The organism is Fictibacillus aquaticus (assembly GCF_002245695.1).
Lineage (GTDB): Bacteria > Bacillota > Bacilli > Bacillales > Fictibacillaceae > Fictibacillus > Fictibacillus aquaticus.
This window is the reverse complement of record NZ_NOII01000001.1, coordinates 96,750-118,979: the sequence shown is the minus strand read 5'-3', so window position 1 is coordinate 118,979 and position 22,230 is coordinate 96,750. Positions and strand designations below refer to the sequence as shown.

Annotated in this window: 33 protein-coding genes and 1 riboswitch; of the genes, 4 read left to right on the top strand and 29 right to left on the bottom strand. The window is 42.2% G+C overall.

The features are described 5' to 3' along the window. Positions 1-70: 70 nt before the first annotated feature. The 3 genes from CGZ90_RS00650 to CGZ90_RS00645 form a co-directional block, all read right to left on the bottom strand. Entirely contained in the window at positions 71-814 is a 744-nt protein-coding gene (locus tag CGZ90_RS00650; RefSeq protein WP_094250407.1) for a phage antirepressor KilAC domain-containing protein, read from the bottom strand. Positions 815-818: 4 nt separating this feature from the next. Next, the gene (locus tag CGZ90_RS20540) at positions 819-959 is read right to left on the bottom strand and encodes a hypothetical protein (protein WP_165766721.1); all 141 of its coding nucleotides are present in this window, start codon (positions 957-959) and stop codon (positions 819-821) included. A gap of 92 nt (positions 960-1,051) precedes the next feature. After that, entirely contained in the window at positions 1,052-1,258 is a 207-nt protein-coding gene (locus CGZ90_RS00645; protein WP_094250406.1) for a helix-turn-helix domain-containing protein, read from the bottom strand. Positions 1,259-1,420: 162 nt separating this feature from the next. Between CGZ90_RS00645 and CGZ90_RS00640 the strand changes: the two genes are divergently transcribed. Next, positions 1,421-1,645, top strand: a complete 225-nt coding sequence (locus CGZ90_RS00640; protein ID WP_094250405.1) for a helix-turn-helix domain-containing protein — start codon at positions 1,421-1,423, stop codon at positions 1,643-1,645. 38 nt (positions 1,646-1,683) lie between these two features. On the opposite strand, the gene CGZ90_RS00635 is transcribed toward CGZ90_RS00640, so the two are convergent. The 12 genes from CGZ90_RS00635 to CGZ90_RS00590 form a co-directional block, all read right to left on the bottom strand. Continuing rightward, positions 1,684-1,953 carry a hypothetical protein gene (locus CGZ90_RS00635; RefSeq protein WP_094250404.1) on the bottom strand — a complete coding sequence of 90 codons (270 nt, stop codon included), beginning with the start codon at positions 1,951-1,953 and terminating at the stop codon, positions 1,684-1,686. A gap of 34 nt (positions 1,954-1,987) precedes the next feature. Next, the gene (locus CGZ90_RS20535) at positions 1,988-2,158 is read right to left on the bottom strand and encodes a hypothetical protein (protein WP_165766720.1); all 171 of its coding nucleotides are present in this window, start codon (positions 2,156-2,158) and stop codon (positions 1,988-1,990) included. Beyond that, complete coding sequence (locus CGZ90_RS00630; RefSeq protein ID WP_165766719.1) at positions 2,155-2,757, bottom strand: sigma-70 family RNA polymerase sigma factor; 603 nt, start codon at positions 2,755-2,757, stop codon at positions 2,155-2,157. Before CGZ90_RS00630 ends, CGZ90_RS20535 begins: the two co-directional genes overlap by 4 nt. A gap of 14 nt (positions 2,758-2,771) precedes the next feature. Beyond that, entirely contained in the window at positions 2,772-3,029 is a 258-nt protein-coding gene (locus CGZ90_RS20435) for a hypothetical protein (RefSeq protein WP_133063530.1), read from the bottom strand. Next, positions 3,026-3,271 carry a hypothetical protein gene (locus tag CGZ90_RS00625; protein WP_094250402.1) on the bottom strand — a complete coding sequence of 82 codons (246 nt, stop codon included), beginning with the start codon at positions 3,269-3,271 and terminating at the stop codon, positions 3,026-3,028. The genes CGZ90_RS20435 and CGZ90_RS00625 overlap by 4 nt, the downstream gene beginning before the upstream one ends. Continuing rightward, the gene (locus tag CGZ90_RS00620) at positions 3,268-3,687 is read right to left on the bottom strand and encodes a YopX family protein (protein WP_094250401.1); all 420 of its coding nucleotides are present in this window, start codon (positions 3,685-3,687) and stop codon (positions 3,268-3,270) included. Before CGZ90_RS00620 ends, CGZ90_RS00625 begins: the two co-directional genes overlap by 4 nt. Positions 3,688-3,848: 161 nt before the next feature. Continuing rightward, a complete protein-coding gene (locus tag CGZ90_RS00615; RefSeq protein WP_240515315.1) occupies positions 3,849-4,643 on the bottom strand; it encodes a PD-(D/E)XK nuclease-like domain-containing protein in 795 nt (264 codons plus the stop codon). Next, the gene (locus CGZ90_RS00610) at positions 4,624-5,457 is read right to left on the bottom strand and encodes a hypothetical protein (RefSeq protein ID WP_094250400.1); all 834 of its coding nucleotides are present in this window, start codon (positions 5,455-5,457) and stop codon (positions 4,624-4,626) included. Before CGZ90_RS00610 ends, CGZ90_RS00615 begins: the two co-directional genes overlap by 20 nt. A 79-nt stretch (positions 5,458-5,536) precedes the next feature. Continuing rightward, complete coding sequence (locus tag CGZ90_RS00605; RefSeq protein ID WP_094250399.1) at positions 5,537-5,836, bottom strand: hypothetical protein; 300 nt, start codon at positions 5,834-5,836, stop codon at positions 5,537-5,539. Further along, positions 5,811-6,050 (bottom strand): hypothetical protein, encoded by a 240-nt coding sequence (locus CGZ90_RS00600; RefSeq protein WP_094250398.1) that lies wholly within the window; start codon positions 6,048-6,050, stop codon positions 5,811-5,813. Before CGZ90_RS00600 ends, CGZ90_RS00605 begins: the two co-directional genes overlap by 26 nt. 1 nt (position 6,051) lies before the next feature. Next, positions 6,052-6,252 (bottom strand): helix-turn-helix domain-containing protein, encoded by a 201-nt coding sequence (locus CGZ90_RS00595; RefSeq protein ID WP_094250397.1) that lies wholly within the window; start codon positions 6,250-6,252, stop codon positions 6,052-6,054. 22 nt (positions 6,253-6,274) lie between these two features. Beyond that, positions 6,275-6,484, bottom strand: coding sequence for a helix-turn-helix transcriptional regulator (locus tag CGZ90_RS00590; RefSeq protein ID WP_094250396.1), 210 nt, complete (start codon positions 6,482-6,484; stop codon positions 6,275-6,277). Between the two features lie 211 nt (positions 6,485-6,695). Between CGZ90_RS00590 and CGZ90_RS00585 the strand changes: the two genes are divergently transcribed. Next, positions 6,696-7,043 carry a helix-turn-helix domain-containing protein gene (locus CGZ90_RS00585; protein WP_094250395.1) on the top strand — a complete coding sequence of 116 codons (348 nt, stop codon included), beginning with the start codon at positions 6,696-6,698 and terminating at the stop codon, positions 7,041-7,043. A 246-nt stretch (positions 7,044-7,289) separates the two neighbouring features. Beyond that, positions 7,290-8,429 carry a site-specific integrase gene (locus tag CGZ90_RS00580; RefSeq protein ID WP_094250394.1) on the top strand — a complete coding sequence of 380 codons (1,140 nt, stop codon included), beginning with the start codon at positions 7,290-7,292 and terminating at the stop codon, positions 8,427-8,429. A gap of 334 nt (positions 8,430-8,763) precedes the next feature. Here CGZ90_RS00580 and CGZ90_RS00575 read toward each other — a convergent pair whose 3' ends face one another. The 10 genes from CGZ90_RS00575 to CGZ90_RS00525 all read right to left on the bottom strand — a co-directional run bounded on the left by CGZ90_RS00575 (position 8,764) and on the right by CGZ90_RS00525 (position 17,346). Continuing rightward, positions 8,764-9,681: a D-alanine--D-alanine ligase family protein gene (locus CGZ90_RS00575; RefSeq protein WP_094250393.1), complete on the bottom strand. Its 918-nt coding sequence runs from the start codon at positions 9,679-9,681 to the stop codon at positions 8,764-8,766. A gap of 186 nt (positions 9,682-9,867) precedes the next feature. After that, a complete protein-coding gene (locus CGZ90_RS00570; protein ID WP_094250392.1) occupies positions 9,868-10,458 on the bottom strand; it encodes a genetic competence negative regulator in 591 nt (196 codons plus the stop codon). A gap of 92 nt (positions 10,459-10,550) precedes the next feature. After that, positions 10,551-11,462: a MerR family transcriptional regulator gene (locus CGZ90_RS00565; RefSeq protein ID WP_094250391.1), complete on the bottom strand. Its 912-nt coding sequence runs from the start codon at positions 11,460-11,462 to the stop codon at positions 10,551-10,553. A gap of 25 nt (positions 11,463-11,487) precedes the next feature. Then, positions 11,488-12,288 (bottom strand): metallophosphoesterase, encoded by an 801-nt coding sequence (locus CGZ90_RS00560; RefSeq protein ID WP_094250390.1) that lies wholly within the window; start codon positions 12,286-12,288, stop codon positions 11,488-11,490. A gap of 56 nt (positions 12,289-12,344) precedes the next feature. Continuing rightward, on the bottom strand, positions 12,345-12,977 hold the full coding sequence (locus tag CGZ90_RS00555) for a CBS domain-containing protein (protein WP_205727359.1): 633 nt from the start codon (positions 12,975-12,977) through the stop codon (positions 12,345-12,347). 337 nt (positions 12,978-13,314) lie between these two features. Further along, complete coding sequence (locus tag CGZ90_RS00545; protein WP_165766718.1) at positions 13,315-13,755, bottom strand: DUF2663 family protein; 441 nt, start codon at positions 13,753-13,755, stop codon at positions 13,315-13,317. Between the two features lie 131 nt (positions 13,756-13,886). Beyond that, positions 13,887-14,213, bottom strand: coding sequence for a hypothetical protein (locus CGZ90_RS00540; protein WP_094250387.1), 327 nt, complete (start codon positions 14,211-14,213; stop codon positions 13,887-13,889). Next, positions 14,203-14,805 carry a CPBP family intramembrane glutamic endopeptidase gene (locus CGZ90_RS00535; protein ID WP_094250386.1) on the bottom strand — a complete coding sequence of 201 codons (603 nt, stop codon included), beginning with the start codon at positions 14,803-14,805 and terminating at the stop codon, positions 14,203-14,205. Before CGZ90_RS00535 ends, CGZ90_RS00540 begins: the two co-directional genes overlap by 11 nt. A gap of 19 nt (positions 14,806-14,824) precedes the next feature. After that, on the bottom strand, positions 14,825-16,297 hold the full coding sequence (locus CGZ90_RS00530) for a RecQ family ATP-dependent DNA helicase (RefSeq protein ID WP_094250385.1): 1,473 nt from the start codon (positions 16,295-16,297) through the stop codon (positions 14,825-14,827). Between the two features lie 5 nt (positions 16,298-16,302). After that, positions 16,303-17,346 (bottom strand): YpbB family protein, encoded by a 1,044-nt coding sequence (locus tag CGZ90_RS00525; protein WP_094250384.1) that lies wholly within the window; start codon positions 17,344-17,346, stop codon positions 16,303-16,305. 287 nt (positions 17,347-17,633) lie between these two features. Between CGZ90_RS00525 and CGZ90_RS00520 the strand changes: the two genes are divergently transcribed. Then, the gene (locus CGZ90_RS00520; RefSeq protein ID WP_094250383.1) at positions 17,634-17,882 is read left to right on the top strand and encodes a ferredoxin; all 249 of its coding nucleotides are present in this window, start codon (positions 17,634-17,636) and stop codon (positions 17,880-17,882) included. Between the two features lie 396 nt (positions 17,883-18,278). On the opposite strand, the gene CGZ90_RS00515 is transcribed toward CGZ90_RS00520, so the two are convergent. The 4 genes from CGZ90_RS00515 to CGZ90_RS00500 all read right to left on the bottom strand — a co-directional run bounded on the left by CGZ90_RS00515 (position 18,279) and on the right by CGZ90_RS00500 (position 22,146). Continuing rightward, complete coding sequence (locus CGZ90_RS00515; protein WP_205727358.1) at positions 18,279-18,785, bottom strand: ECF transporter S component; 507 nt, start codon at positions 18,783-18,785, stop codon at positions 18,279-18,281. Between the two features lie 7 nt (positions 18,786-18,792). Then, positions 18,793-19,203 (bottom strand): DUF4430 domain-containing protein, encoded by a 411-nt coding sequence (locus CGZ90_RS00510; protein WP_094250382.1) that lies wholly within the window; start codon positions 19,201-19,203, stop codon positions 18,793-18,795. A gap of 145 nt (positions 19,204-19,348) precedes the next feature. Continuing rightward, a riboswitch (cobalamin riboswitch) is annotated at positions 19,349-19,539 on the bottom strand. A gap of 87 nt (positions 19,540-19,626) precedes the next feature. Continuing rightward, on the bottom strand, positions 19,627-21,429 hold the full coding sequence (locus CGZ90_RS00505; protein ID WP_094250381.1) for an ATP-binding protein: 1,803 nt from the start codon (positions 21,427-21,429) through the stop codon (positions 19,627-19,629). Beyond that, positions 21,430-22,146: a response regulator gene (locus CGZ90_RS00500; RefSeq protein ID WP_094250380.1), complete on the bottom strand. Its 717-nt coding sequence runs from the start codon at positions 22,144-22,146 to the stop codon at positions 21,430-21,432. Between the last annotated feature and the right edge of the window lie 84 nt (positions 22,147-22,230).

The window sequence follows — 22,230 nt, the reverse complement described above, 5'->3', positions numbered from 1 at the left end:
TTTTTATCCCCTTTGGTATATTTAATTTAAAATCTGCTATACTTGTACTAAGAATGTTTTTTTATGGCCCTTACGGTGTTGGTAGCACCTGGGCTTCTTTGTTGTTTAAAAACTTGTTGATAAAATAAATTTGTCCTTTTCCTGTAACCTTTGATGTTTTGGTTACTCTTACAGAGCCGTCAGGATTATTAACTGAGCTCTTTTTAATTTCGAACCAATTGTTTTCCATGCTGTACTGAGTGGGAAGATTAAAAGATTCTCCTTGCCGCTTGATCAGATATCCGTTATCCCTTAACCAATCAAACAGGCGATTTTGTCCGATGTTTTTCACACCATTCTGTTTCAGCAGCTTCGCTAATTCTCCGACAAGAATTGATGATTTAAAAGTTTCTAAAGCTTCCGCAAATAAAACTTTTGGCTTGTCCTTTTCTAATGCCGATTGCAGTTCCGCTACCTTCTTATCCGCATATTCCAATGCCCTCTTCATGACCATTTCCGGACTGTTCCACATTTTTTCAAGTTTCAAGAAATATTGCCGTGCTTGCTTACCTTTTTCGGATCGTTGCAACATTGAAATTTCCTTTGCCATATCCAACTTCATATGGTGGTCAAAATATACCGTTGTGTTACCCTGAACTGTTATCCTTTTTTGACTAACAGCTACAAAGTCAATTCCTTCCTCGAATCCGTATTCAGCCATTCGGTCAAACCACTTTGAATATTGCGTATTCACTTCTAAAAACTCATGCAGCTCACGACCACTTACGATAATGTCTCCGCTGTCATTTTGATTCGTGCTAATTAACTCGTTCATCCACTCACCCCTTCATCATGTTTCTGATCAATACTGCTTCCTGGTATCGGATGCTCAAAATCAAATACATACTATTGTCTTGACGGCCGCGCGCTTCATCTATTTGCTCTTGAAGATGCTGAATGTGTTGCTCCAGCTTGTCCATTAACTCTCACCCCCCTTCACGTAATGATACGTATGAGATAATAAAACCGCGCAGCCTATTTTATATACCGAATGTAATTCTGGTTTCGCGCATCATTTCTTCAAAACCATCAGATCGCTAATCTCGCAATCTAGTTTTGAACAAAGTTCAATGAGGAATTTAACTTCAAGAGAATTTGCTCGGTTATACGCGAACTGGCGTAAGAGGTAATAACTCACCTTTTTCTTCTCAGCAAAATCTGATAATGAGTTATAGCCGCGATCAACGACCAGCGTTCTTACTTTTGACTGAAGTTCCATGTTTTCACCACCTTTGGTTCTATTTACCTCTTATAATTCATATTGTAATGGATATAATAAGAAGTGTAAAGGATATAATAATTTATTTTGCGCATTTGTGCAAAAACTTTTTGTATCCTATAATGAATAAAGATAAATTTAACAATGATAGGGTGATGTCCGATGCCGTTGGTAATGAAAAACAACTTAAGGCTTTTAATGGCCAAGAAGGGTGTCCGAACTATGGTTGAGCTTGAAGAGAAATCAGGCGTAAGTCGCCAGGTGTTGGATCGGATGGATAAAAATAAATCGAAAAGACTAGATTTCGATTCAATCGCCAAGTTATGTATGTTCTTTGGGTGCGAGATCGGCGACCTGCTTTATTTAGCAGAAGAAGGAGAGGAGTAATCCCCTCCTTTTTTTGTTGCGTTGCATCCACGGAATGTTCAGTAAATAAATCTTCCATCAAAAAATTCTCTTGCGGGTCTTGTGTGTTTAATTTTCACGCGGTCGCGTTCTAAAAGTTCATCAAACGGGTGATAATTAACAGCGTATTCTGCCGTACTATTTTCATTCAGAACGCTAAAATGACTGATTCTGTAACATTCTTCACTCTCTACGTGCTTCACTAACCTTCCTGCAAACTCACCATTTAATGAGTTTAATTTTTCTTGTAGTTTTATATGGGATAGTCTTTCTTTGATTGCCCATTCCATAATTTTTCCTCCTTGTTTGTGTCGCATTTTGTTTCTACCGCGCCAGATACTCCGCTAAATTACGTATAGCTGGATCACTCATCTTCGTGTCCTGGTGCTTCCTCAGCTGAAGCTCACGCACGCATTCGTATTTCTCATCAAGTGGAGCTTCTTCACCGAATATGACTTGTATGAGCTGCTGATCAGTGGCTGTAGAGACGGTCATTTATGCAGCGCCTCCTTATGAATCAATTTTCTTTTGATTTTATTAACCGCTGCATGATAACGAACATTGGCTGCTTGCCTCGTGACGTTTTGCCTCTTACCGATTTCTTGGAATGTGAGTCCGCTGACTTGCATCAATACAGCTTCTCTTTCTTTAGGGGAAAGCGATTTCAGGCTTTCAATTAACTCATCGAAAGTAACTTTTTCTGTCACTTCTTCTTGCAGGTTATATTCAGATGTTATTAATTCAAAAATCGTTTCGCCTTCTACGGTTGCTGTTTTATCACCTCTAACAAAACGGAATTTCGGTTGTTCATAAAAACTAACGCTTAAAGGAACGCGTATTGTATTTCCTCGCAGTCTTAATTCAATCAAGATGTCCCGCCTGATACATTTCAAAGCGTATGTGGCAAAAGTGAATCCTTTTGATTCATCAAATTTTCTTGCCGCTTTCCATAATGCGATTTGTCCAATTTGGAAAAGGTCATCCATCGACATATTTGCTCTACTGGCAACCTTCTCCGCGTTGTTCCAGTCATGAAAAATCTTGTTAATCGTATAGCCGATTAATCCATGATTCTTTTTAATGAAATCATCCACTGATCTCAACCTTTCTAAAATGAGGTAACGAAAGCATATGCAATCGTCATAATCATGGCAGTCGCTAACAGATAACCCTTCCACTCGCTGCGCGCTATGTATGCTTTCTCTCCGTTGAATGAAATCGCGCTGTTATCGCGTGCCATCTGGTCCAGTGAAGCGTATATCGCCATCTTAGGTTTATTGAGCAGGATAGAAAGCTCAGTAACGGTTACCGGTTTTCCTTTAGCGGATTTAAGGACGTCTAGGATACGTTGCTGGAGGCGGGTCATTTTAATCCCTCCACAATTTGCTTGAGATCACTTTTAATTGCATTTAATGCGTCTTCTCGCGTCATCGATGGATCGTAATCAATACCATCAAACGTTTTCTTGCCAATGATTTCTGTAGTCGCTCCTACCACGGTGAAATGGACGATAATGCCGGTTGTTCGCACATCTATAGGAACAGGGTGAGAATCTACCGAAATGTATTCATGTAGGTATTCAATTTCGTTTATAACGATGGGAGTCATTTGGATACCTCCAGTAGGTGGCTGTGTTCGTATTTATTGCCGATTACTTCTTGTTCTCTGAGCTCATTGAACAAGTAGTCACCATCTGTACCTTCGAGGTTTTCAATAAAGTAGGAACCATCAATGTATTTCACAATTCCTATCCATTCTTTCTCGAAAGGATAATCCTCTCCCTGAACTCTTAAAACATCCCCCTCATAAATCTCCACACCGTTCTTATCCTTTAAGCCGGTGTATTGCATAAGGTGACCGTCGCTATATCGTTGCACCCTTTTGTCTTCAAAACGATCGCAATAAACCTGATCCGCATCATAAATAGGTGGATTTTTTTCAAGCCCTTGCAACCCTATCAAACTTAATTGGTGGTGCATTTTCTTTTCGATATTGCTATAGAAACGGAACTTAATCTCACGCATTCCTTTATCCCCTCTCAAATTGTGATATTATAGGGGAAAGCAAGGGGCAGACCGCCAAGTTTAGCCCCTCTTGCTTTCCTTTTGCTCTTTCATGCTCTTCATGTATTGCTCCAGCCACTTCAGATTGCGCTCCTGGTCTTTCATCAGCTGCTCGATGGATTTCATGAGATCAAATCCATGTAATGAATGACAGTAGTGATTTTCTTGTTCCGCCTGCAGTGATAGCACTTGCCGCATTCAATCGGTTTCACTTCGCCTGCTTTAACAGCTGCAACCCTCGTGATTTTTTCTTCAACTTCACCCAAGGCCATCGCTAAAGTATCCTGATCTATAGTGATGATTGCTTTGTCCGGTGGATCTTGCTTTGATACAGCTACAAGGTAACTTTCCAACCAGCTGTCTCCGCCTCTGTTTCTGCGTTCGATTTCAGAGTAGACAGCCAGCTGAGTGATATATCCGTATGCCTCTACAAACGAGCAGTAACCCACTCCTTCTTTCCAATACTTTTCATTAAGCGCCTTAACCGTTTTTAAATCCGAAAACCTCCCTAACGATGGATTGTAAACGTCCATCCGCATCTTCCATTGAATCCCGAACAATTCGCCTGTCATGATAACTTCTTTCTCACCTTGTAAAGCCATCATGCAGAATGGGTCATTTTCCAATACTTTGATCATTTCATCAGCCAATTTATATTGAGCTTTTAACTCACCTTTTGAAGCTCCGCGAGTGCTGAATAAGTCAGGGTTTTCAGTCTTGAATTCCTCAATTGTTCCATCCAGCCAAGAGTGAACGTACGAGCCGAAGAGTAATGCTTCACTTTTCGGCTCAACGTTCTTTCTGTTCAAACGTGCTAAAGCTGATGCTTCACACTTCAAGAAATCCTTGTACTGAGACACCGACATATAGTAGCGATCCGCTTCTGCTGAGTAGTAATTATCCTTGTTCAGCTGCATTCTGTTCACCGCCCTTGAATTGTTGCTCTAAGGAGTTTTTAGGAGCTTCCGCCTTCTCAGTTTTCACTTTGAAGAAGTCTTCTCTTTTCGCCATTCCATCTTTCAGCGATTGCGAGATAGTCTTGAGCTTCAAAAAGTCCTGCTGGGTGAAAGAATCAACTTTGTAAGTGAAGTTATCCTCAACCATTTCTTGAGTGATCCCGTAGTTTTCTTTTAACCAAGCAAGAGCCTTTACCAATCGATCTTTTAACGGCTCTTGATACCCTGTTTCCAATGTCCTAGCGCACTGTTCCACCGCGTTATCGATGACATCACCTGGAATCACTCCGAGGATGCACGCTCTCAACCTGCGCGCTCCGTAGTTCGCTGCCAGTTCATAGATGTCTCGTGGATCTGTAAGGCTTCTCATGCCTTGCTTTGTGTAAATCTGATGCTTCACTTGAAACACCTTTTCTTGCCGCGTGTTCGTCTCCATATCCCACGCATACGCTACGACAGTGGATTCTCCGTTTCTTTGCTCAAGTTCCTTAATGCCGTAATTGATATTGCCCCAGTAACGAGCGATTGTTTCTGCTAATCGAATGGAAGGACCGGTAACTTTTTGACCGCCTTTTGGATATTGGTAAAGAGCTGTTTCAGCAAGTCTTAATCGCTTGCAAGCATCTAGGATTTTCATTTCAGCTTGCATTTCATTACGCGGGAACTGCTTTGCCAAAAAGATTTGAGATTGAACTTCCGCCATTTCACGACTTTTAACACTGTGAGCATTCACGCTCATTTCTTGCGATTCGTATTGAAGCTGCAGGTTGTTCATTTAATTGCCTCCTTGTATAATTGGCATAAGTATTATTTTCTGAGAGCAGAAATAGGTAGCCGCCTAATCTGCTCTTTTTTCATGCAACATCATATTGCTTGAGCACGCTTTCAACCATTTGCAGATGATCGCTCCATAGTTCGCAGTGATCCAGTACCTCGGATGCTTCTGGAGTATCGCCATGCTCTTTAACGTATTGCTCGATGAACAGGTGAACGTCATCCTCTTTCTTTTCGAGGTCTGTTGCTTTCTCCTCGCAATCTTCGCAGAGGATGCGGTTTTGGTACTCGGCATATTCTTGGCCGTCATACAGGGTAGCTGAGCAGTCACCACACTCCCCGATTTCTTGCGGTTCAAATGGTAAGGCGAAACGATCCATCTTGCTCAGCTCCTCTCCAAGATTTAAGAAGATTTACTCGCCTTTCGAGGGTTTTGACAGTCTCTTCTCGTGTGCTGATAATCCCTTTCGAATAAGCATTTGCCCAATCTTGTTCAGTTGTTAACAATTCTTTGTTGTACTGAATCATGTGGTTTTCAAGTTCGATGTCAGATTCCAGCAACGCGATCATGGTTTCAAGCTGCGCTCGATTCATACTAAGCCTCCTTTACAACTCTGGTGCGTTTTTCCAACCACTCATAAAACGCTTTTTCCTCAACACGCTTGGATGTTTTGAATGTTGTAAGGGGAAAATCAGAGAGATCCATCAACTCATACGCGTATCTTCTTGACACACCCAAAATTTTTGACACTTGCTTTGCATCCAGATAAACCGGAAATCCTTTTTCACCTTCCATATTTACCGTTCCTCCATTCGTTTTATTGGTCATTTTGACCATCGTTGGATAAAAAAATATCCGTGATTTGAGCATCAAACAGGGTTGCGATCCTTACCCTCATTTGGAGAGATGCAATGACTTTCTCATTCTCCAAGCGATTCAGGTACCACTTGCTAACATTCAGCTTTGCTGCTACTTCTTCTTGGGTCCAGTTCTTAGCTAAACGATACTCCCTGATGCGGTTAACCATATTGGCCTCCCTTCCGTTGGTCAAATTGACCTTCCTGTAATACTTACTATAATGGTCAAAATGACCAATGTCAATACATTATATTGAATTATTTTATTTATGTGTGCTAAAAGGTAATTTTGTTATGATGTGGAATTAATTACAGGTTGTGAATCAATAGTCAGAATGACCGAGGTTATGTAATATATGTTTGAGGAGGTTTGACCACTAAATGGATAAAAAAGAGATAAATAATAAAATCGGGCAAAGAATTAAAAAAATTAGAGAAGATAGAAAACTTGATATTCGAGATGTTGCCCTGGCGATCAACGTAGATAATAGTAATTTAGGGAAAATTGAACGTGGGGAAAGAATCGCTTCAACTGAATTGTTAGTAAGACTTTCGGAATTTTATAAGGTTCACATTTCGTATTTCTTCGGAGAACTCCAACCAGTTCCAGAAGACCTTAATAAAATTGGTGTAGAATGGATTTCTTTTGCGGATAAGATGAAAAAAGACGAACTTACTCCTGAAGAAATAGAAAATATTATTAAAGCTGTGAAAAAGTTAAACATTTAATGAACTATTATTGCACACAAAAATATTGTCGTATTTTGTAAAAAATAAGCAACCTCACAAGCCTTTCCATTTCTCTCGTACTTCCCTATAATTAAAATATACCAAAAACGGAACATATGTTCTCATTTTTGTTCGGTTTTTTTACTGGAAGGGGAAACGAGAGAATGAAAGTGATCTATTCTACCGATTTGCAACCTGGTCTTACTGTATGTGTTGGAGAATATATCATCATAGGAGTTGAGGAAGATGAAGGGTTACTATCGTAAACGTGGTAACCGATGGTCTTTCACGGTCGATATAGGAAAAGATTCTAAAACAGGTAAGAGAAAGCAAAAGACACTTTCAGGTTTTCCCACTAAAAAAGAAGCTCAAAAAGCCGCTGCAGAACTTATAGCCAAAATAGAAAGTGGAAATTTTATTAATCCAAGCAAAACAGAATTAAGAACGTTCCTTATCGATTTCGTGGAAAATCAGTACAAGCCAAATGTAAGATCTAACACATGGAAACGTGCGGAGGTCATTGTCAATAATCATCTGGTCCCCTCTTTGGGCCACCTTAAGTTAAAAGATATTAAACCGGCTCATATTCAAAACTACTTTACAGAAAAGCTCGAGGCGGGATTATCAGCTAATTACATTAATATTATGAATCAGCTGCTTAAGAAGGCATTGGATGTTGCGGTTAAATGGGAGCTGATTGAAAAAAATCCTGCTCAAGTGGTTCAAGCACCAAAGCGATTCAAAAGTAAGTTTGATGTATGGACCACGCAAGAAGCGCAGGATTTCCTCTCTCATATGAAAGGAAAGAAGTATTATCCTGTATATTTGCTCGCGATCTACACCGGAATGAGAAAAGGTGAACTTATCGCATTAAGATGGCAGGATATATCATTGGACAATGAAACGTTACAAGTTAATCGAACGTTCGTGTTCACAGACTATAAGCCGTCATTCAATGAACCTAAAACCGCAAGTTCTATAAGAACCATCCACTTGCCCACTCTTGTCCTTCAGGAGTTAAAACGATTACTCGTTAAGGCGAAGGAACAAAAACTCAGTAGAGGCGAATTATGGGCGTCTAGTGACCTGTTATTCACCACGCGAACGGGTAATGTGGTCATGCCGAACCAAATTCAGAAGGATTTTGCCAAGGCGTGCGAATCATTATGCCTAAAGCGAATCAGATTCCATGATCTCCGGCACACTCATGCCACCATGCTACTGCAGATGGGCGTACACCCTAAAGTGGTTTCTGAGAGGCTGGGGCATTCGAGCATCCAGATTACTCTGGACACATATTCTCATGTACTGCCTTCCATGCAAGAATCACTCGTTAAGGATTTGGACAACCTCATCTCCCAAAGTGGTCAAAAAGTGGTCAAATGAGTGTTAGGCGGCAAAGGAAAAACCGCGAACCCCTTTATTATCAAGGTTTCGCGGTCATTAATTAGTTAAGTGTATACTGTCGTACACAGTATACACTTTTCAATTCGGCATGAGAAGATAAAATGAGAAAAAAATACCGAAAAAAGAAAACGCTTTCTTCCATTTCTGCTGTCTGTATATGCCAAATGGCACAGCTGAGAAGGCTTTAGTGCAAATGGAAGGCCGCTCCCCGTTATGCTGCTGCATGCGGAGAACGGCCTCTTGTTCCTCAATCATAATAAGCTTGGTTCTGTTTCATAAGGTGATCTGAAAATCTCCTCAAGCTTAGAGCTGTTTATTTTTTTAGCGAAAGGTTAATCAGCTTTTCGATCATTTCCGGATAATCGAGCCCGATTTCTCTTGCAGCATCAGGAAACAGGCTTGTCGGCGTCATACCCGGCAGCGTGTTTACTTCGAGAATGACGGGTGCTGAACCATCATGCGGAACAATAAAATCAACGCGTGAATAAACTTCGCAGCCCAGGGCCTCGTGAGCAAGCACTGCTTGATTTTGAAGCAGTTCTGTCACTTCTTCACTCACTCTTGCCGGGACATAATGGATGCTGCCGCCTTCTGCATACTTGGATTCATAATCATAGTATTTGTTTTTCGGTACGATCTCGACGACCGGAAGCGCCTGAACATTTCCCTTTTCGCCCATCACAGCTACCGTCACTTCAGTTCCTGCGATAAACTCCTCTACCATCACTGTATCATCATGCTTGAAGGCCTCTGAGATGCCTTTGAGAAGCTCGCTTTGACTATGCGCGATCGTAAGTCCAATCGTGGACCCTTCCCTGTTAGGCTTAACGACTGCAGGAAATCCGAAAGAGATTTCCGCCTGCTGTTCTTTGTATAATTTTCTTTCTAACACTACTTCACGGGCTATCCGAATGTTTTGCTCTTTGAAAAACATTTTAGATTTTGCTTTATCCATCGCAATTCCTGAAGCGAGCGCGTTTGAGCCGACGTATGGCAATTCGAGCATGTCAAGTACACCCTGCAGCCTTCCATCTTCTCCAAACCTTCCATGAAGGCCTAAAAAAACGATATCTGCTTCAAGATCAAGAAGTTCGTTCAATCGAGAAGGATGAAAATCAATCCCGGTTACTTCGTGTCCTTTTTGTTCAAGCGCTGCGATAATCTGCTTACCTGTTGACAAGGAAACTTCCCGCTCAGCAGATACACCGCCATACAATACTGCCACTTTCATATATTTCACTCCTAGCCCAATTATGTAAAATCATTATATTCCCCCTATAACGCAACGGGAACATTCATCTTTAAAATATCAATAATCATAACATGTTTTCATAAGCTGTACCTACTGTTTTGCCGCATATTTTTTTGCTCTGCATTTTTTAAGAAAATAAAAAAACTGCTATTCTTCAGCAGCTTTTTATTTAAAATAATGCACTATTTGTTTAATCGCATCTTCTGCCATAAGTTTTTTTCCGTATTCCATGACTCTATAGCTCGTAATCGTGGAAGAACATCCAAATTCAGCCAGCAGAGCGATCAGCATATCATATTCAACGCCTGAAACATCATGTTCTTCAAATTTCAGGTAAAATCTTTCGTTGTATGAAAATAAAGTGCCTCCTGATAAACCTGCACCCGACAAGCGCTTTGAAAGGGAGATTACATCCTCGAAACTGAAGAATTCGTAAAACACTTCATCACTTTCATCCAGCGTAACTTGCATCTCGATATAATCTTCGTCATAATCTTCTTCTATTTCATATTCATTGACGCCTTTTGTAACAATGACTACCATACCCTGTGCGGGAAGGGAGAAGACTTCAACAGCAATCGGGCCGTCCGCTTTAAATCCGACTTCATCATCCGCCTCTGTCATCATATCGCGGAACAGCTGATGAACCTTTGGAATGTCTTGCCATATTTCTTCTTTAGAGATGCCGCGCTCATTCAGATCATCAAACGTCAGGAAGATTTTTATTTTGTTATAGGTTAGCCGCTCTACCCGCATCTATGTTCCCCCTTACGATACAATCCTAATCATAATCTTATTACAATATATGAATCACGTTAAACTTGGTGAATGGGTGCCAAGCATAGGTTTTAGCTTTTTCTCATATTCTGCTCGATCCAGTCTTCCCATTCTTGTCTAGTGCTCCCTACTATCATGTGCTCAAAGCCCGTTTTTAACTCATCAGCCATCATATTAAAAGCTGTCCCTCCAGCACCAAAAGACACATCCGCAAACTTTTGCTCAAGAGATTGCAGCCACTGCACCGTCTTCTCTGCATGATCCTCAATGGTGCACGAGACAAATACAAACTTTGGGGATGAATCAGCAATTACTTTTTCGAGGTCGCTCTGAGGTATGCCTTGTCCCAGATAAATCACCTCAAAGCCATTTCTTCTTAAGTACAAGGTAAAAATCAGCAATCCAAGCTCATGCTCTTCTCCAGGCCCGCAAAAGGCCATGACTCTCGGAAGATATGGATCCACCGAAAAGCTGTGGAGGATTTGTCCAATTTTCACGCGGAGAAAAGAGCTGGCGTAATGCTCGTGCGCGACCGTGATCTTCTTTTCTTCCCACATATATCCAATTTTAACAAGAAGTGAGCCGAGAATATCGATAACTACTTTTTCAATCGTATACATGCTGAAAGCCTGGCTTATAAGGTCCTGTGCTTTTCTTTCTTGAAATGTCAGCAAAGCTTCAAGAATTTGTTCAGATAGACGTGAAGCTTGATCTTCAGCAGAAGATTGAACAAAAGCGGGTTCTTTATAAAGTTCCCCGCTTTGGGCTAGATCGACAGCCTGGCTTATGGTGAATCCTTTGTTCACTTTATTGATCAGCCATTTTAAGATATAGATTTGATCATCCGTATAAAGACGGTGTCCCGCTTCATTTCGTTTCGGCTGGACAATGGCATATCTTCTTTCCCACGCTCTCAGTGTCCCTGCCTGTATGCCAAGCATTTTGGAAACTGCTTTAATATTATATTTCCCTTCAGATGCCATCCTACACGTTCCTCCAACCGAATTTCTACTTAAAATGAGTATAGCGAATGTCTTTCGCAGTGTAAACTTTTCGAGTGAGAGTAATCAAATGCGTCTGAGCAGGGGCACAGAGACGAAGCGGGATATGTGTAGCTCCATAACCATTGCTGATCAGGAGCGGAACACCTTTCAGGCTGTACCACCCGCCCTTTTGCCTGATCCCAAACGGACCAAGACGGATCTGTCCGCCGTGAGTGTGGCCGCTTAAGATGAGGGACAGTCCAGAGATCTGTTCCTCCTTTAACTGATAAGCATAATCAGGATTATGAACGATCAGTACGGTGCATCCTTCAGCTTCCTTTAAAGCTTTTCTGCTATCAGGTGTACCGGCAGCACAATCGTCGATTCCTGCAAAAAACAGCTCGCTGTCTCCCTCTTGAATCTTGACTGAACTATTGTCGAGTACCTCTGCATCTTCTTGTTCTAATAATTTGAGAAGATCGTTTTTAGGCATATCATAGTCATTGTTTCCGTACACAAAAAACAAGGGTCCGTATCTCTTCAGATAACGCAGGTTCTCCTCGATTCGCTCCCTAGGCACTCCCCGCTCAAGAAGGTCCCCTCCGATAACGATCCAATCCGCTTGCTTCAAAGCATGATCTAGTGCTCGGCTGATCTTTCTGCGGTGTATATCCGAAATAAAGAAGATTTTTTTTCCGCTAAACGCTTCCGGCAGGTCTTTTATTTCGCAATTGCCGTTAATGACACGTGTTGAATGAGCTTCAAACAACATCCATGCTAACAAAAGAGCCGCAAAAATAAGGCATCCAATAATCAAACTTTCCATCTGTTGCACTCCCTGCTTTTTCTGTTAATAAGAAAGCCTTCCTCATGAAGGAAGGCTTAATCCTCATGAATGCTGAGGATTCGGAAACCAGACTGTTCCAGTTTTTTTAAAAACTTATCCATATTTTGCTTTTTTTCTACTTTCATAACGATCCTTCTTACCAGTTTATCTGTTTCATCAAAAGTAGCAAGTGAAATGATGTTTTCGTGAAACTGTCTGGTGATTTCCGACAGTCTTGCTATACGCCCCTCAGTCTCAACTGAGGTAAAGCTGATTCTTACACCTTTTACGTTCATGCCAAAAGCACTTTGAAACTGACTGAGTATATCGGATCGGGTGATGATTCCGAGCAGATCCCCTGTCTTTCCAGTGACTGCGATGAGTGGCCGGTCTTTTACGAGCAGCAGTGTTTTTTCGAATACTGCATCCTCATTTATACTGTCATCTTTCCAATGAGCAATGTCGCCTGCCTTAACATAATTCAAAAAATCATCGGTTGCCATTCCGCTTAAAAATTGTGCTTCAAATAATTTATATCTCGTGACGATTCCCGCATATTTGCCTTCCTTCAGTACAGGCACTCCATCAATATCGTGCTTTTCAAGAAGTGAAAGCACCTCTTTTGCTGTTCTGTTTTCTTGAACATGCAATGTTTTGCGAAGCGGTATCATTGCGCTGCTTACAAACAAGTTATCTCCTCCTTGACCGGAGTAAATTTTTTGAATATTTAAAAAGATTTGTTGAAAAAATTGTAAATTTCACATATGATGAGATTAACAGTTAATTTCAGAATGGAGAGGAACATCATGACTCTTTCAAAATTGGTAAATAAATCTCTCATCACATGCGAGGAATTTTCCTACAGCATGAATCTCGGACTTCCTGTAGAAGTCTACTGTCCAGTCAGGCATAAAACCATTGCGTTCGGACGAATTATTTCCATGTGCGAGCAAAGCATAGTAATTAACGATGAATGCCACCCCCGCGACTCATTCCTATTTTTCGGCTGTCCCTGCTCCTGATCCACTACTTGTGAAGTACGTTGATGTTATATTCCTTCTTCATATACTCCATGACAACATGTCTGTTATCCCATTGCTCTTTTTCTGTCCACCACTCTTCGTTCCTGTCAATAAAATCTCGGCGTGCTGACTCGTACTCGTCATCGGCTTTTCCATATTTTTTTTTCAGTATAAGAAGCTGAAACCCTGAAAGCAGACAGAAAAAACCGCAAAGCCAAACAACAGGATCAGAAAACATACTTCTTAATGCAGAGACGGATTTTCCATTCCCTGAAGAAAATGACACATACGCAAAAAGCAGCAGTATGATAAACATCAGCGAAAATCCCCAAGTGTTTTGCATGCTTTTCCATTTTTCTTTCTCGGATTTTTTTTGGATGAGCACGGTGAGCATTTGTTTGGTCGCGTCTGGAACGATTGTCTTGTACTCGTTAAAATTCTCCATTAGCATGACCTCCTGTTTAAACCTATGCAGCCTGCCCTAGAATCATTCTTCGTTCAGCACAGGGGTTCATTGTTCTTTCATGTTATTAAAAACAGCACAACAAAACACCTCGGCCGCAAGCGCCGAGGTGTTTATTTTTCAATTTGAACCTGAACCGGTTCATCATTTTTGTTTTTGTCGAGAGGATCAAGGATACGCCCAGACCAGTAGTCGTAAGAGAAAGTTGCAGCTATTAAAAGCAGGAAAGCTAATAGGATAACTTTAAAAAGCGGGAAAGGCTTTCTCTCGGGAGCCTCATCCTGTTCTCCCGCTTTGCTGTTCTCCATCGTTTCTTCTCGCCTTTTCCGCTGATGAAATTCTCTTCTTGGAGGGAGCGGTGTCGTTGCCGATGCCGGCACCGCAGAACCTGTTTCCTCTGCAAGCTCGCGCAATGATCCAGCTTGGTCTTTATTCATCATCCCTTGATTCACCTCTTTTACGTTCACTATTTCGTCTGTAATCTCTTGCTATCATCATACCGGATATTGCATCAAATAAAAAATGAAAAAGAATCGGAAGCCAGATTGATCCGCTCCATTCATACAAAAGTCCCAGCCAAATTGAGAGAAAGACAACAAAAAGAAGCAGGAACGGCTTTTTTATATAACGGAAGTGAAGGAGTACAAAAACAAGACTTGATCCTGTGAGTCCGATAAGCGGCTGAAGCGTTCCGCGGAAAAGGTATTCTTCACAAACAGCAATTACTGCGGACAAAAAAAGGATATGTAAAGTGCTTATGCTGCCAAACAGCTTTTCATTAATACCGCCATCGTCAAGGCTTTGTTCAGGCAGCATCCTTTTCAATACGTATGAGGCTGAAACAGCTGCAGCTGCACTCAGTACTCCTGTAAAAAACTGCCACTGCGAAACAGCATTTAATGTGAGCCAAGGCTCAGGGATGTTAAATATATATGAAAGAATGACAGCACACGCGAAAAAAATCATCTGTGTAAGATAAACATTGATAATGAGTTCTTTTGGAGTAAGATCTTCTGCTTTAATCTTCTTCAATTGTCTATAACCCGCCTTTTTATAGAAGCATCAGTCTCAGTTCCTCACGCCAATCCAGCAAGCTGGCATCAGCTTCTGCTTCCTCTTGGCCGGCATAGCTGCTGAGTGATATCCCGCAGCTGCCGCAGCAGCGGTCATCCTGCATCACTCCAGCTTCATCAAAAAGATTCAGCAGAGCGGTCCTCTTGCAGCTGTGTAGCCGAATCCAGTTTATCAGCTTTCTAAACTGTTCGTGCTTATATTTTTTTCTTGATTCAATTCTTGAAGATAGCCTAGTAAAAAAATCTCCCGACAGACCCTTGCTTTTCAAAGCTTCATCCCGTTCAATATAAAACTCTAAAAAACGAGCGGCTGTTTCGGCTAGAAATGCACCTTCAATGCGCTCTTTCATTTCATCTTTCGTTGTACAGCCTCCAAATATTGCCGGAAGCCGCAAAGGATCAGGAAGTTCCATTTCAATAAAATGAAAAGGGATTTCCTCATCAAGCGGATGATAGAGCAGAATAGCAACCGCCGGCATTCCGTCCCTGCCTGCTCTCCCTATCTCCTGAACGTATGCCTCGATGCTTGAAGGCAGCTGATAATGGATCACGTACCTTACATCACTCTTGTTGATTCCCATTCCAAACGCGTTCGTACAGCAGATCAAATCGAGCTGGCCTTCCAAGAACTGTTTCTGCACGAGCATCCTGTCGTGATGCTCCATTCCGCCGTGATAAAATGCTGTTCTCTTTTTACCCGCCTCTTTGGCAGCATGACAGACCCACTCTGCCATGTTTCTTGTAGAAGTGTAGATGATTCCCGGTCCCTTCAGCATCATGATCAGATCCTGCAGCCTCTCTTGTTTTTCATCAAGTGTTGCGGCTGTCTCCGCAACTAGAGCAATATTGCTTCTGTTCATGGTCCCGATGTGCTTTGAGGGCTCTTTTAAACAAAGATATTTAACGATGTCATCTTGCACCTTTTTCCCCGCCGTTGCAGTAAGAGCAAGACAAGGAGGGTTTCCGATTTCTCTTCTAATCTCAGCAAGGCTTAAATAGTGCGGCCTGAACTCATGGCCCCATTGCGAAACGCAATGGGCTTCATCTACGGCAAATAATCCTACATCCGCCTTTTTTAAGGACAAGATCAGGCTTTTGTTCTGCAGCATTTCTGGCGAAACGAAAATAAACTGGCTGGTGGCGAGTCTGTCCATTTGTTCTCTTTTTTCCTCGTATAATAATGAGGAATTAAAAGCGACAGTACGTTTAAACCCCATTCTCTTCAGCTGCTCTGTTTGATCCTCCATTAAAGATAAAAGAGGGGAGACGATAACGACAGGCTTATTCAGCATAACACCCGAAAGCTGGTAGCAGATCGATTTTCCAGTACCGGTAGGCAGCACTGCTAAAACATCCTGGCCGTTAAGAACGTCACAGATAATTTCTTTTTGACCGTGTCGAAAGGAATCAAAACCGAAATGGCGCTGCAGTTCTTTTTCAAGATTCACCATTTTATTCACCCCCAGCCTTCTTTAGCGATCGCCAGACGAATTTTCAAATACGATAAAGATGAGGCTTCATCTTTTATCGCTTTTAATCGCTTGTCTTTTAATTTTGAGCAAATGCGGGAGATGAGCTGCCGTTCACTCTCTGTTATGTATGGGGATATATCAAAATCGGGAACAGAACGCGCAATCTCCACGAGATGATCTTCTAGTGTGCTTTTTTTAAGCCTCCGATTCCGTTCTATCTCTTCAAGAGTCTGTCCCTCCGCAAGCAATTTGTATGTCGCTCTTGCTGAGATCGTTAAAGAGACTGCTTCACCCGTTGGAAGAAGTTTTGACAGTTCCGGATAGGCAGCAGGGTTCTCTTTAATACAAGAGAGGATATAATGAAGCATGGACCGAAACAGCATCCTCGCTTCAGGCTCTGGCACACTGTAAAGACCGGCAAGCTGCTCAAAAGTTGATCCTATTCTTTCATGTCTAGTAAGTCTCTGCAAAAAAAGGCTGGCAGCACGATCATCTCTATACATTTCAAACAAATGTTCAAACTCTTTATGCAGACGTTCAGATGCCATTTTTCTCGAGGCTGAGTCTCGAGGGAAAACCGCCTTTACTGCTGCTGCAGCTCTAGCGTCACTTACCACTGGAAGAAATCTGCTATGATTGTTCAGCACGTTTGACAATGACTGAACGTAAAGTGCCAAAGTAAGCCAGAATGATTTCTCATAACTCCAATGAGCTAATCCTGCTAAATGATCCAAAAAAGGAAAAGAAACTTCTTTCAAGATATCTTTTCCATCAGCAGTACAGTAATACGTTCCAGGAGATTGCTCTTCTATCCAATTTTCAGACTCAAGCACTCCGGTGATTTCATCGAAACGTTCCTTATTAAAATTCGTCAATACGCCATAATACTTTCCGATGTTAAACAGCTGGGCATCTGCAAGAGACTGTGCTGTCCTTTTCCCTGAAACAATATGAAACAAGCCTTGTGCTGACCTTGCACCGTTCATGTTCTGAAAGCAGTCAAGCAGCATATAATCATATACATTCAAAGTGATACACCCTTGCAATCATTTTTCTTATTGTAACAAAAACCATGCCTGTCCGCATGAATTGAATTCGAGGCAAAATGGTAAATAAGATAAGAGAGTTGGTTTCGTTCGACTGTGTGGGGGAATAATCTTTCTGAAGAGAAAATAGCGGCCGGATTTAATTGTTGAAATGTGTTTATGAAGTCTTTACAATATAAATAGTAAACCTTAATTCGTTTCAGGAAATTGTTGGATATAATTTTAGCAATCTTTTTTCCGGTTACCAATTCATTTAGGAGGTAATTTCTATGCCAAAGTACACAATTGTAGACAAAGAAACCTGTATCGCCTGCGGCGCTTGCGGAGCAGCAGCACCCGACATTTACGATTACGATGATGAAGGAATCGCGTTCGTGACGCTCGATGACAACCAAGGTATCGTGGAGATCCCGGATGTGCTTCTTGATGATATGCAGGACGCGTTTGAAGGATGCCCGACTGACTCAATTAAAGTAGCAGAAGAGCCGTTTGACGGGGACGCATTAAAATACGAATAACGTTAATTCAACTGGCAAGTCTTTCTTATTCACAGGAAGGCTTGTTTTTATTTTATTAAGGATGATAATCATTGTCAATTAAATATTGTCTCCTGCTTGCTGTCTTATCCTCCAAAAAAACAGCCAGAGAGCATGCTCTCTGGCTTGTCATTCCCGCCCTCATGATTTTCCGCTATGTACGGTTTTTTTTATTAATCAAGCTCCTAATTTAGCCGTGAAAAACAGGACGCCAATGCACAGCGTCAAAAACAATACAGCCGAAATTCTAGTTACATAATCGCTCATAACAACCTCCCCTGACATAACCGTATTAGTGTATGTTCTTGCTAGAAAAAGTTGCTAAAGAAATCGTTTGTTTATATAAAAAGTCACCTGCGTGCAGCAGGTGACAGGTAACTAGTATATGTCAGCGGCGTTATATTTCCGCATCTGTTTATCCATGATAATATAAAGCGGCTTCGCAAGCACACCATAAAAGATCATGTTGCCTATTGCGTGATTCGTATCAAAACTGATGCCGGCTAGATAATACGCCCAGATATGGTCCACCGCGATCGCGTTAAAGAGCGTCATGACGATGCCGAAGTAATAGCCGCAAAATCCAGCATATAAGACCAGCGCCCAAAAAGGGAATATATTCCTATGCTTTCCAAGCCATCCGCTGAAAAGTGCAATGCTTCCCCAAGCCGCGATCTGGCCGATCGACCAAATGCCGCTGCCAAGAAACATGTTGGTCGTGATCGTACTGATGACCGCCAATACAAATCCGTAAACCGGTCCCAAAACGAAGGAGGCGATAATCAGTATTGAGGTATTCGGCTGTACGTTCGGTATGGAGGTAAAGGCGATCCTTCCCACTGTCAGAAGCGCCGACAGCACTCCAAGCAATGTAAGGATTTTCAACTTTTGGCTACTCATATTTATGAAGGTCGAAGCTGACTTTGTCTCCCTTTTTCAGCTTGATCTCTTTAGCTCCCTTCATCGCTTCCTTTCCGTTGACAGAAAAAAACCATGATGTTTTATCTTTTTCGCTGCCTTCAATGCCGTTAATACCGCTGATGAAAGAATCATCGAACATCGTTTTGACATCAAATTCCCTTTTCATCACTTCCATCACGGTTTCTCCTTCCTTGATGGCAACCTCCTTTTGTTCTACTTTTTCTTTACCATTTTCCTTCGTTAATTCGACAGTAACTGTTTCTTGTTTTTGGTTTTCTTCTGTAGTGTTTTTGCTCGTTTCTGCTGATTTCTCTTTTTCTGCCTGTCCACAGCCTGAGACAGCGATCATTGCTGCAAATAGAAGTGCCGTTAAACGTTTCATAGACTTGTTCTCTCCTTAAATAATATTTTTGGCCAAACAAATACCCATGCAGAAAGACCGCATGGGCAGATAGATTATGATGACAAAGAGTGCTTTAGTAGAAAAGCTCCGTTTCGCCAACACTGCCTATCCTCGTAGGTCATGCTGAAATTCTTTGTAACAGGCAGGTCTCCTGGCTCATGGTCTTCGTCTCCTATAAGCCTTCCCGTCTGCACAGACAGTGGCATCATGTATAGGATCCTCCCATTTACAGTGGCGGGACCGCAACGGAATTTAACCGTTTTCCCTTTTAAGCATACCCGTTATTTGGGCTGCACCTGTTAACTCATATGAAATTCACAATTTTTATTATATCGGAACACAACCGTCTGGGAAAGAGCTAATTTCCAATTGTTTCTTATGAAACAAGAAAAATCGCGATTTTCAGACCTCTCCGTCCATATTTCGCGGAATAACAAAAGAAAATGTCGTTCCTTCTCCTCTTTTGCTGTGGACAGTGATGACCCCATCATGGGCTTCCACAATGTTTTTGGCTATGGCAAGACCTAGACCAGTGCCGCCTGACTTACCGCGTGTCCTCGCTTTGTCGCCTTTATAGAAGCGTTCAAAAACAAACGGCAGATCTTCTTCAGGGATGCCTGACCCTGTATCTGTAACATCCACCTTTACAGCCGCATCTGAAATAGAAGCTCTCAGGATGACTTCACCGTCCTCTGCTGTATGCCTGATCGCATTATCAATCAAATTAGTAAGAACCTGCTCAAGGCGGTCTGCATCAGCATACAATTCGCCGCTGCTATCTTCTAATTCTGCCTCTAGATGAAGATGGATCTTCCTTTCTTTTGCCGGACCATGAAATTTCCGGAGTATACGAGATGCATAATCATGTATATTGATCCAGGATTTATACAGCTTCATATGTCCTGCTTCGAGACGTGCAAGATCCAGCAGTTCATTGACGAGCCTGCTCATCCTGCGTGATTCATCGAGAATAATCCCAGCCAGTTCTTTTTTCTCTTCTTCTGTTTCGGCAATATCATCGACAATTGCTTCACTGTAGCCTTGCAGCATGGCGATCGGCGTCTTCAGTTCATGTGAAACGTTCGCGACAAAATCCTTTCTAAGCTTGTCCATCCTCCGCTCCTCCGTCATATCACGCAAAACGGCGACAGCACCTCTGATAAGTGACTGATTATAAAGCGGCGTCATAACGACAACCCAGGAACGGCCTTGAAGCGCGACTTCTATAAGCTGTTCACGCTCGAGCGTCACGACCTGATTAAACTGCTGCGACACCGCTTCAGGCAAGCTGTACTTTTCTTTGGCCGACATGCCGGTCTCATAATAGCACGCCTGCAAGAAACGGTCAGCAGGAGGATTCGTCACAAGAATGTTCATCTTCCTGTCGAAGGTAATAACACCATCCGCCATCGAGCTGAGTACGCCTGATAATTGCTCTTTCTCCTGATTGAGCGCTTGCACATAGTTTTTCAGCTGGCGCCCCATTCGATTGAATGTCATTCCAAGCTCGCCGATCTCATCATGTGTAAGAATGGGCACTTTAGCATCAAACTCACCTTTTGCCACAAGCATCGCTGCTTCTCTCATTTTACGCAGGGGCGCCGTGATGCGGCTTGAAAGGAAAAAGGCAAAGACCGTAGTCAAAATAATTGCGATGCCAGCGGCGATAAAGATAAGCTTTTTAGCCTGGTCTGTCGTTTTGGCGATATTCTCCACTGACTGATACACGTAAACTGCTCCTGTACCACCTGAAGGGTCGCGGTACGGCTCTCCATAAATGATCATCGTATGATCTTCTGTCCCGCCTTCTTGCTTGAGCGGAAATTCTTCTTTAACAAACCTTTTTACTCTCTTTTGCGGTACATCAGAAAGCTGTTTATTTGACAAAAAAACCTCAATGTCCAGTTCGCTGTCCTTTGAGCTTGAAGCCGGAAGCACAGGCTGCCTGCTGCTGTCGATCATCATCACTGACATTGAGTAAACGTCTGCCATCTCTTTCGTGATTCTGACTGCTTCTGTGCTGTTTGGATCTTTCTCAAGAATAACAACAAGCCTGTCTGCCATCTTTGTCAGCTGGTCTTTCGCCTGATTATCATGAAACGTTTCAAAAAACTGTGTAAGAAGCATCGTTAAAATGATCAGTACAGCCAGTACGAGCAAAAGGATTGTCAGCCAGAGCTTGCCGACTACACTTCTCCAGAGCATCTATTCCGCGCCCTCAAATTTGTACCCGACGCCCCAGACCGTTGCGATCATGGAGGCTGCGTCCGGCGAGACTTTGTTCAGCTTTTCTCGCAGCCGTTTTACATGCGTGTCAACTGTCCTTAAATCGCCAAAGAACTCATAATTCCAGACATCCTTCAGCAGCTGTTCCCGGGCATATACTTTATCTGGTGTGCGGGCGAGATAATGAAGGAGCTCATATTCCTTTGGTGTCAGGTTGACTTCCTTCCCGTCTGCGATCACCTTATGTGCATCATGGTCAATGGTCAGGTGCGGAAAGACGATAATATTTTTGGAAACCGTATCTGTTTCAAGGAACCGAGTGGTAGAAGATCTTCTCAGCAGCGCTTTCACTCTCAAAATGACTTCTCTTGGACTGAATGGCTTTGATATGTAATCATCAGTTCCGGCCTCGAAGCCTTGAATCCTGTTCAGCTCTTCACCCTTGGCAGTCAGCATGATGACAGGCGTCGCTTTTTTCTCACGCAGCTTCTCGCAAACCTCGATGCCATCCATGCCCGGAAGCATGAGGTCGAGCAAAATGAGGTCAAAGTTCATCGACAATGCCATCTGCAGTGCTTCTTCTCCATTTTCAGCTTCTTCTGTTTCATAGTTTTCGCGTTCAAGGTACATTTTTATCAGTTTTCGGATGCGTTCTTCATCGTCTACGATGAGGATTCTGCCTTCTTTTTGATCCATAGTATCACCTGCTTTTATTTTGTAAACATTTCCTCTTTTATCATACAGCAACCGCTCTTAAACTACAAAAAGCAGGCCCATGCA

Bases quoted from the DNA above. Each gene is read 5' to 3' on its own strand.
- CGZ90_RS00615 (WP_240515315.1), bottom strand. From the start codon at position 4,643: ATGCAGCTGAACAAGGATAATTACTACTCAGCAGAAGCGGATCGCTAC.
- CGZ90_RS20540 (WP_165766721.1), bottom strand. From the start codon at position 959: ATGGACAAGCTGGAGCAACACATTCAGCATCTTCAAGAGCAAATAGAT.
- CGZ90_RS00620 (WP_094250401.1), bottom strand. From the start codon at position 3,687: ATGCGTGAGATTAAGTTCCGTTTCTATAGCAATATCGAAAAGAAAATG.
- CGZ90_RS20435 (WP_133063530.1), bottom strand. From the start codon at position 3,029: ATGACCCGCCTCCAGCAACGTATCCTAGACGTCCTTAAATCCGCTAAA.
- CGZ90_RS00580 (WP_094250394.1), top strand. From the start codon at position 7,290: ATGAAGGGTTACTATCGTAAACGTGGTAACCGATGGTCTTTCACGGTC.
- CGZ90_RS00610 (WP_094250400.1), bottom strand. From the start codon at position 5,457: ATGAACAACCTGCAGCTTCAATACGAATCGCAAGAAATGAGCGTGAAT.
- CGZ90_RS00650 (WP_094250407.1), bottom strand. From the start codon at position 814: ATGAACGAGTTAATTAGCACGAATCAAAATGACAGCGGAGACATTATC.
- CGZ90_RS00595 (WP_094250397.1), bottom strand. From the start codon at position 6,252: ATGGAAGGTGAAAAAGGATTTCCGGTTTATCTGGATGCAAAGCAAGTG.
- CGZ90_RS00545 (WP_165766718.1), bottom strand. From the start codon at position 13,755: ATGGAGAATTTTAACGAGTACAAGACAATCGTTCCAGACGCGACCAAA.
- CGZ90_RS00520 (WP_094250383.1), top strand. From the start codon at position 17,634: ATGCCAAAGTACACAATTGTAGACAAAGAAACCTGTATCGCCTGCGGC.
- CGZ90_RS00540 (WP_094250387.1), bottom strand. From the start codon at position 14,213: ATGATGAATAAAGACCAAGCTGGATCATTGCGCGAGCTTGCAGAGGAA.
- CGZ90_RS00570 (WP_094250392.1), bottom strand. From the start codon at position 10,458: ATGCGGGTAGAGCGGCTAACCTATAACAAAATAAAAATCTTCCTGACG.
- CGZ90_RS00505 (WP_094250381.1), bottom strand. From the start codon at position 21,429: ATGCTCTGGAGAAGTGTAGTCGGCAAGCTCTGGCTGACAATCCTTTTG.
- CGZ90_RS00575 (WP_094250393.1), bottom strand. From the start codon at position 9,681: ATGAAAGTGGCAGTATTGTATGGCGGTGTATCTGCTGAGCGGGAAGTT.
- CGZ90_RS00600 (WP_094250398.1), bottom strand. From the start codon at position 6,050: ATGAATCGAGCGCAGCTTGAAACCATGATCGCGTTGCTGGAATCTGAC.
- CGZ90_RS00625 (WP_094250402.1), bottom strand. From the start codon at position 3,271: ATGACTCCCATCGTTATAAACGAAATTGAATACCTACATGAATACATT.
- CGZ90_RS00560 (WP_094250390.1), bottom strand. From the start codon at position 12,288: ATGGAAAGTTTGATTATTGGATGCCTTATTTTTGCGGCTCTTTTGTTA.
- CGZ90_RS00500 (WP_094250380.1), bottom strand. From the start codon at position 22,146: ATGGATCAAAAAGAAGGCAGAATCCTCATCGTAGACGATGAAGAACGC.
- CGZ90_RS00590 (WP_094250396.1), bottom strand. From the start codon at position 6,484: ATGGTTAACCGCATCAGGGAGTATCGTTTAGCTAAGAACTGGACCCAA.
- CGZ90_RS00635 (WP_094250404.1), bottom strand. From the start codon at position 1,953: ATGGAATGGGCAATCAAAGAAAGACTATCCCATATAAAACTACAAGAA.
- CGZ90_RS00565 (WP_094250391.1), bottom strand. From the start codon at position 11,462: ATGGCATCTGAAGGGAAATATAATATTAAAGCAGTTTCCAAAATGCTT.
- CGZ90_RS00585 (WP_094250395.1), top strand. From the start codon at position 6,696: ATGGATAAAAAAGAGATAAATAATAAAATCGGGCAAAGAATTAAAAAA.
- CGZ90_RS20535 (WP_165766720.1), bottom strand. From the start codon at position 2,158: ATGACCGTCTCTACAGCCACTGATCAGCAGCTCATACAAGTCATATTC.
- CGZ90_RS00510 (WP_094250382.1), bottom strand. From the start codon at position 19,203: ATGAAACGTTTAACGGCACTTCTATTTGCAGCAATGATCGCTGTCTCA.
- CGZ90_RS00640 (WP_094250405.1), top strand. From the start codon at position 1,421: ATGCCGTTGGTAATGAAAAACAACTTAAGGCTTTTAATGGCCAAGAAG.
- CGZ90_RS00530 (WP_094250385.1), bottom strand. From the start codon at position 16,297: ATGGTGAATCTTGAAAAAGAACTGCAGCGCCATTTCGGTTTTGATTCC.
- CGZ90_RS00605 (WP_094250399.1), bottom strand. From the start codon at position 5,836: ATGGATCGTTTCGCCTTACCATTTGAACCGCAAGAAATCGGGGAGTGT.
- CGZ90_RS00645 (WP_094250406.1), bottom strand. From the start codon at position 1,258: ATGGAACTTCAGTCAAAAGTAAGAACGCTGGTCGTTGATCGCGGCTAT.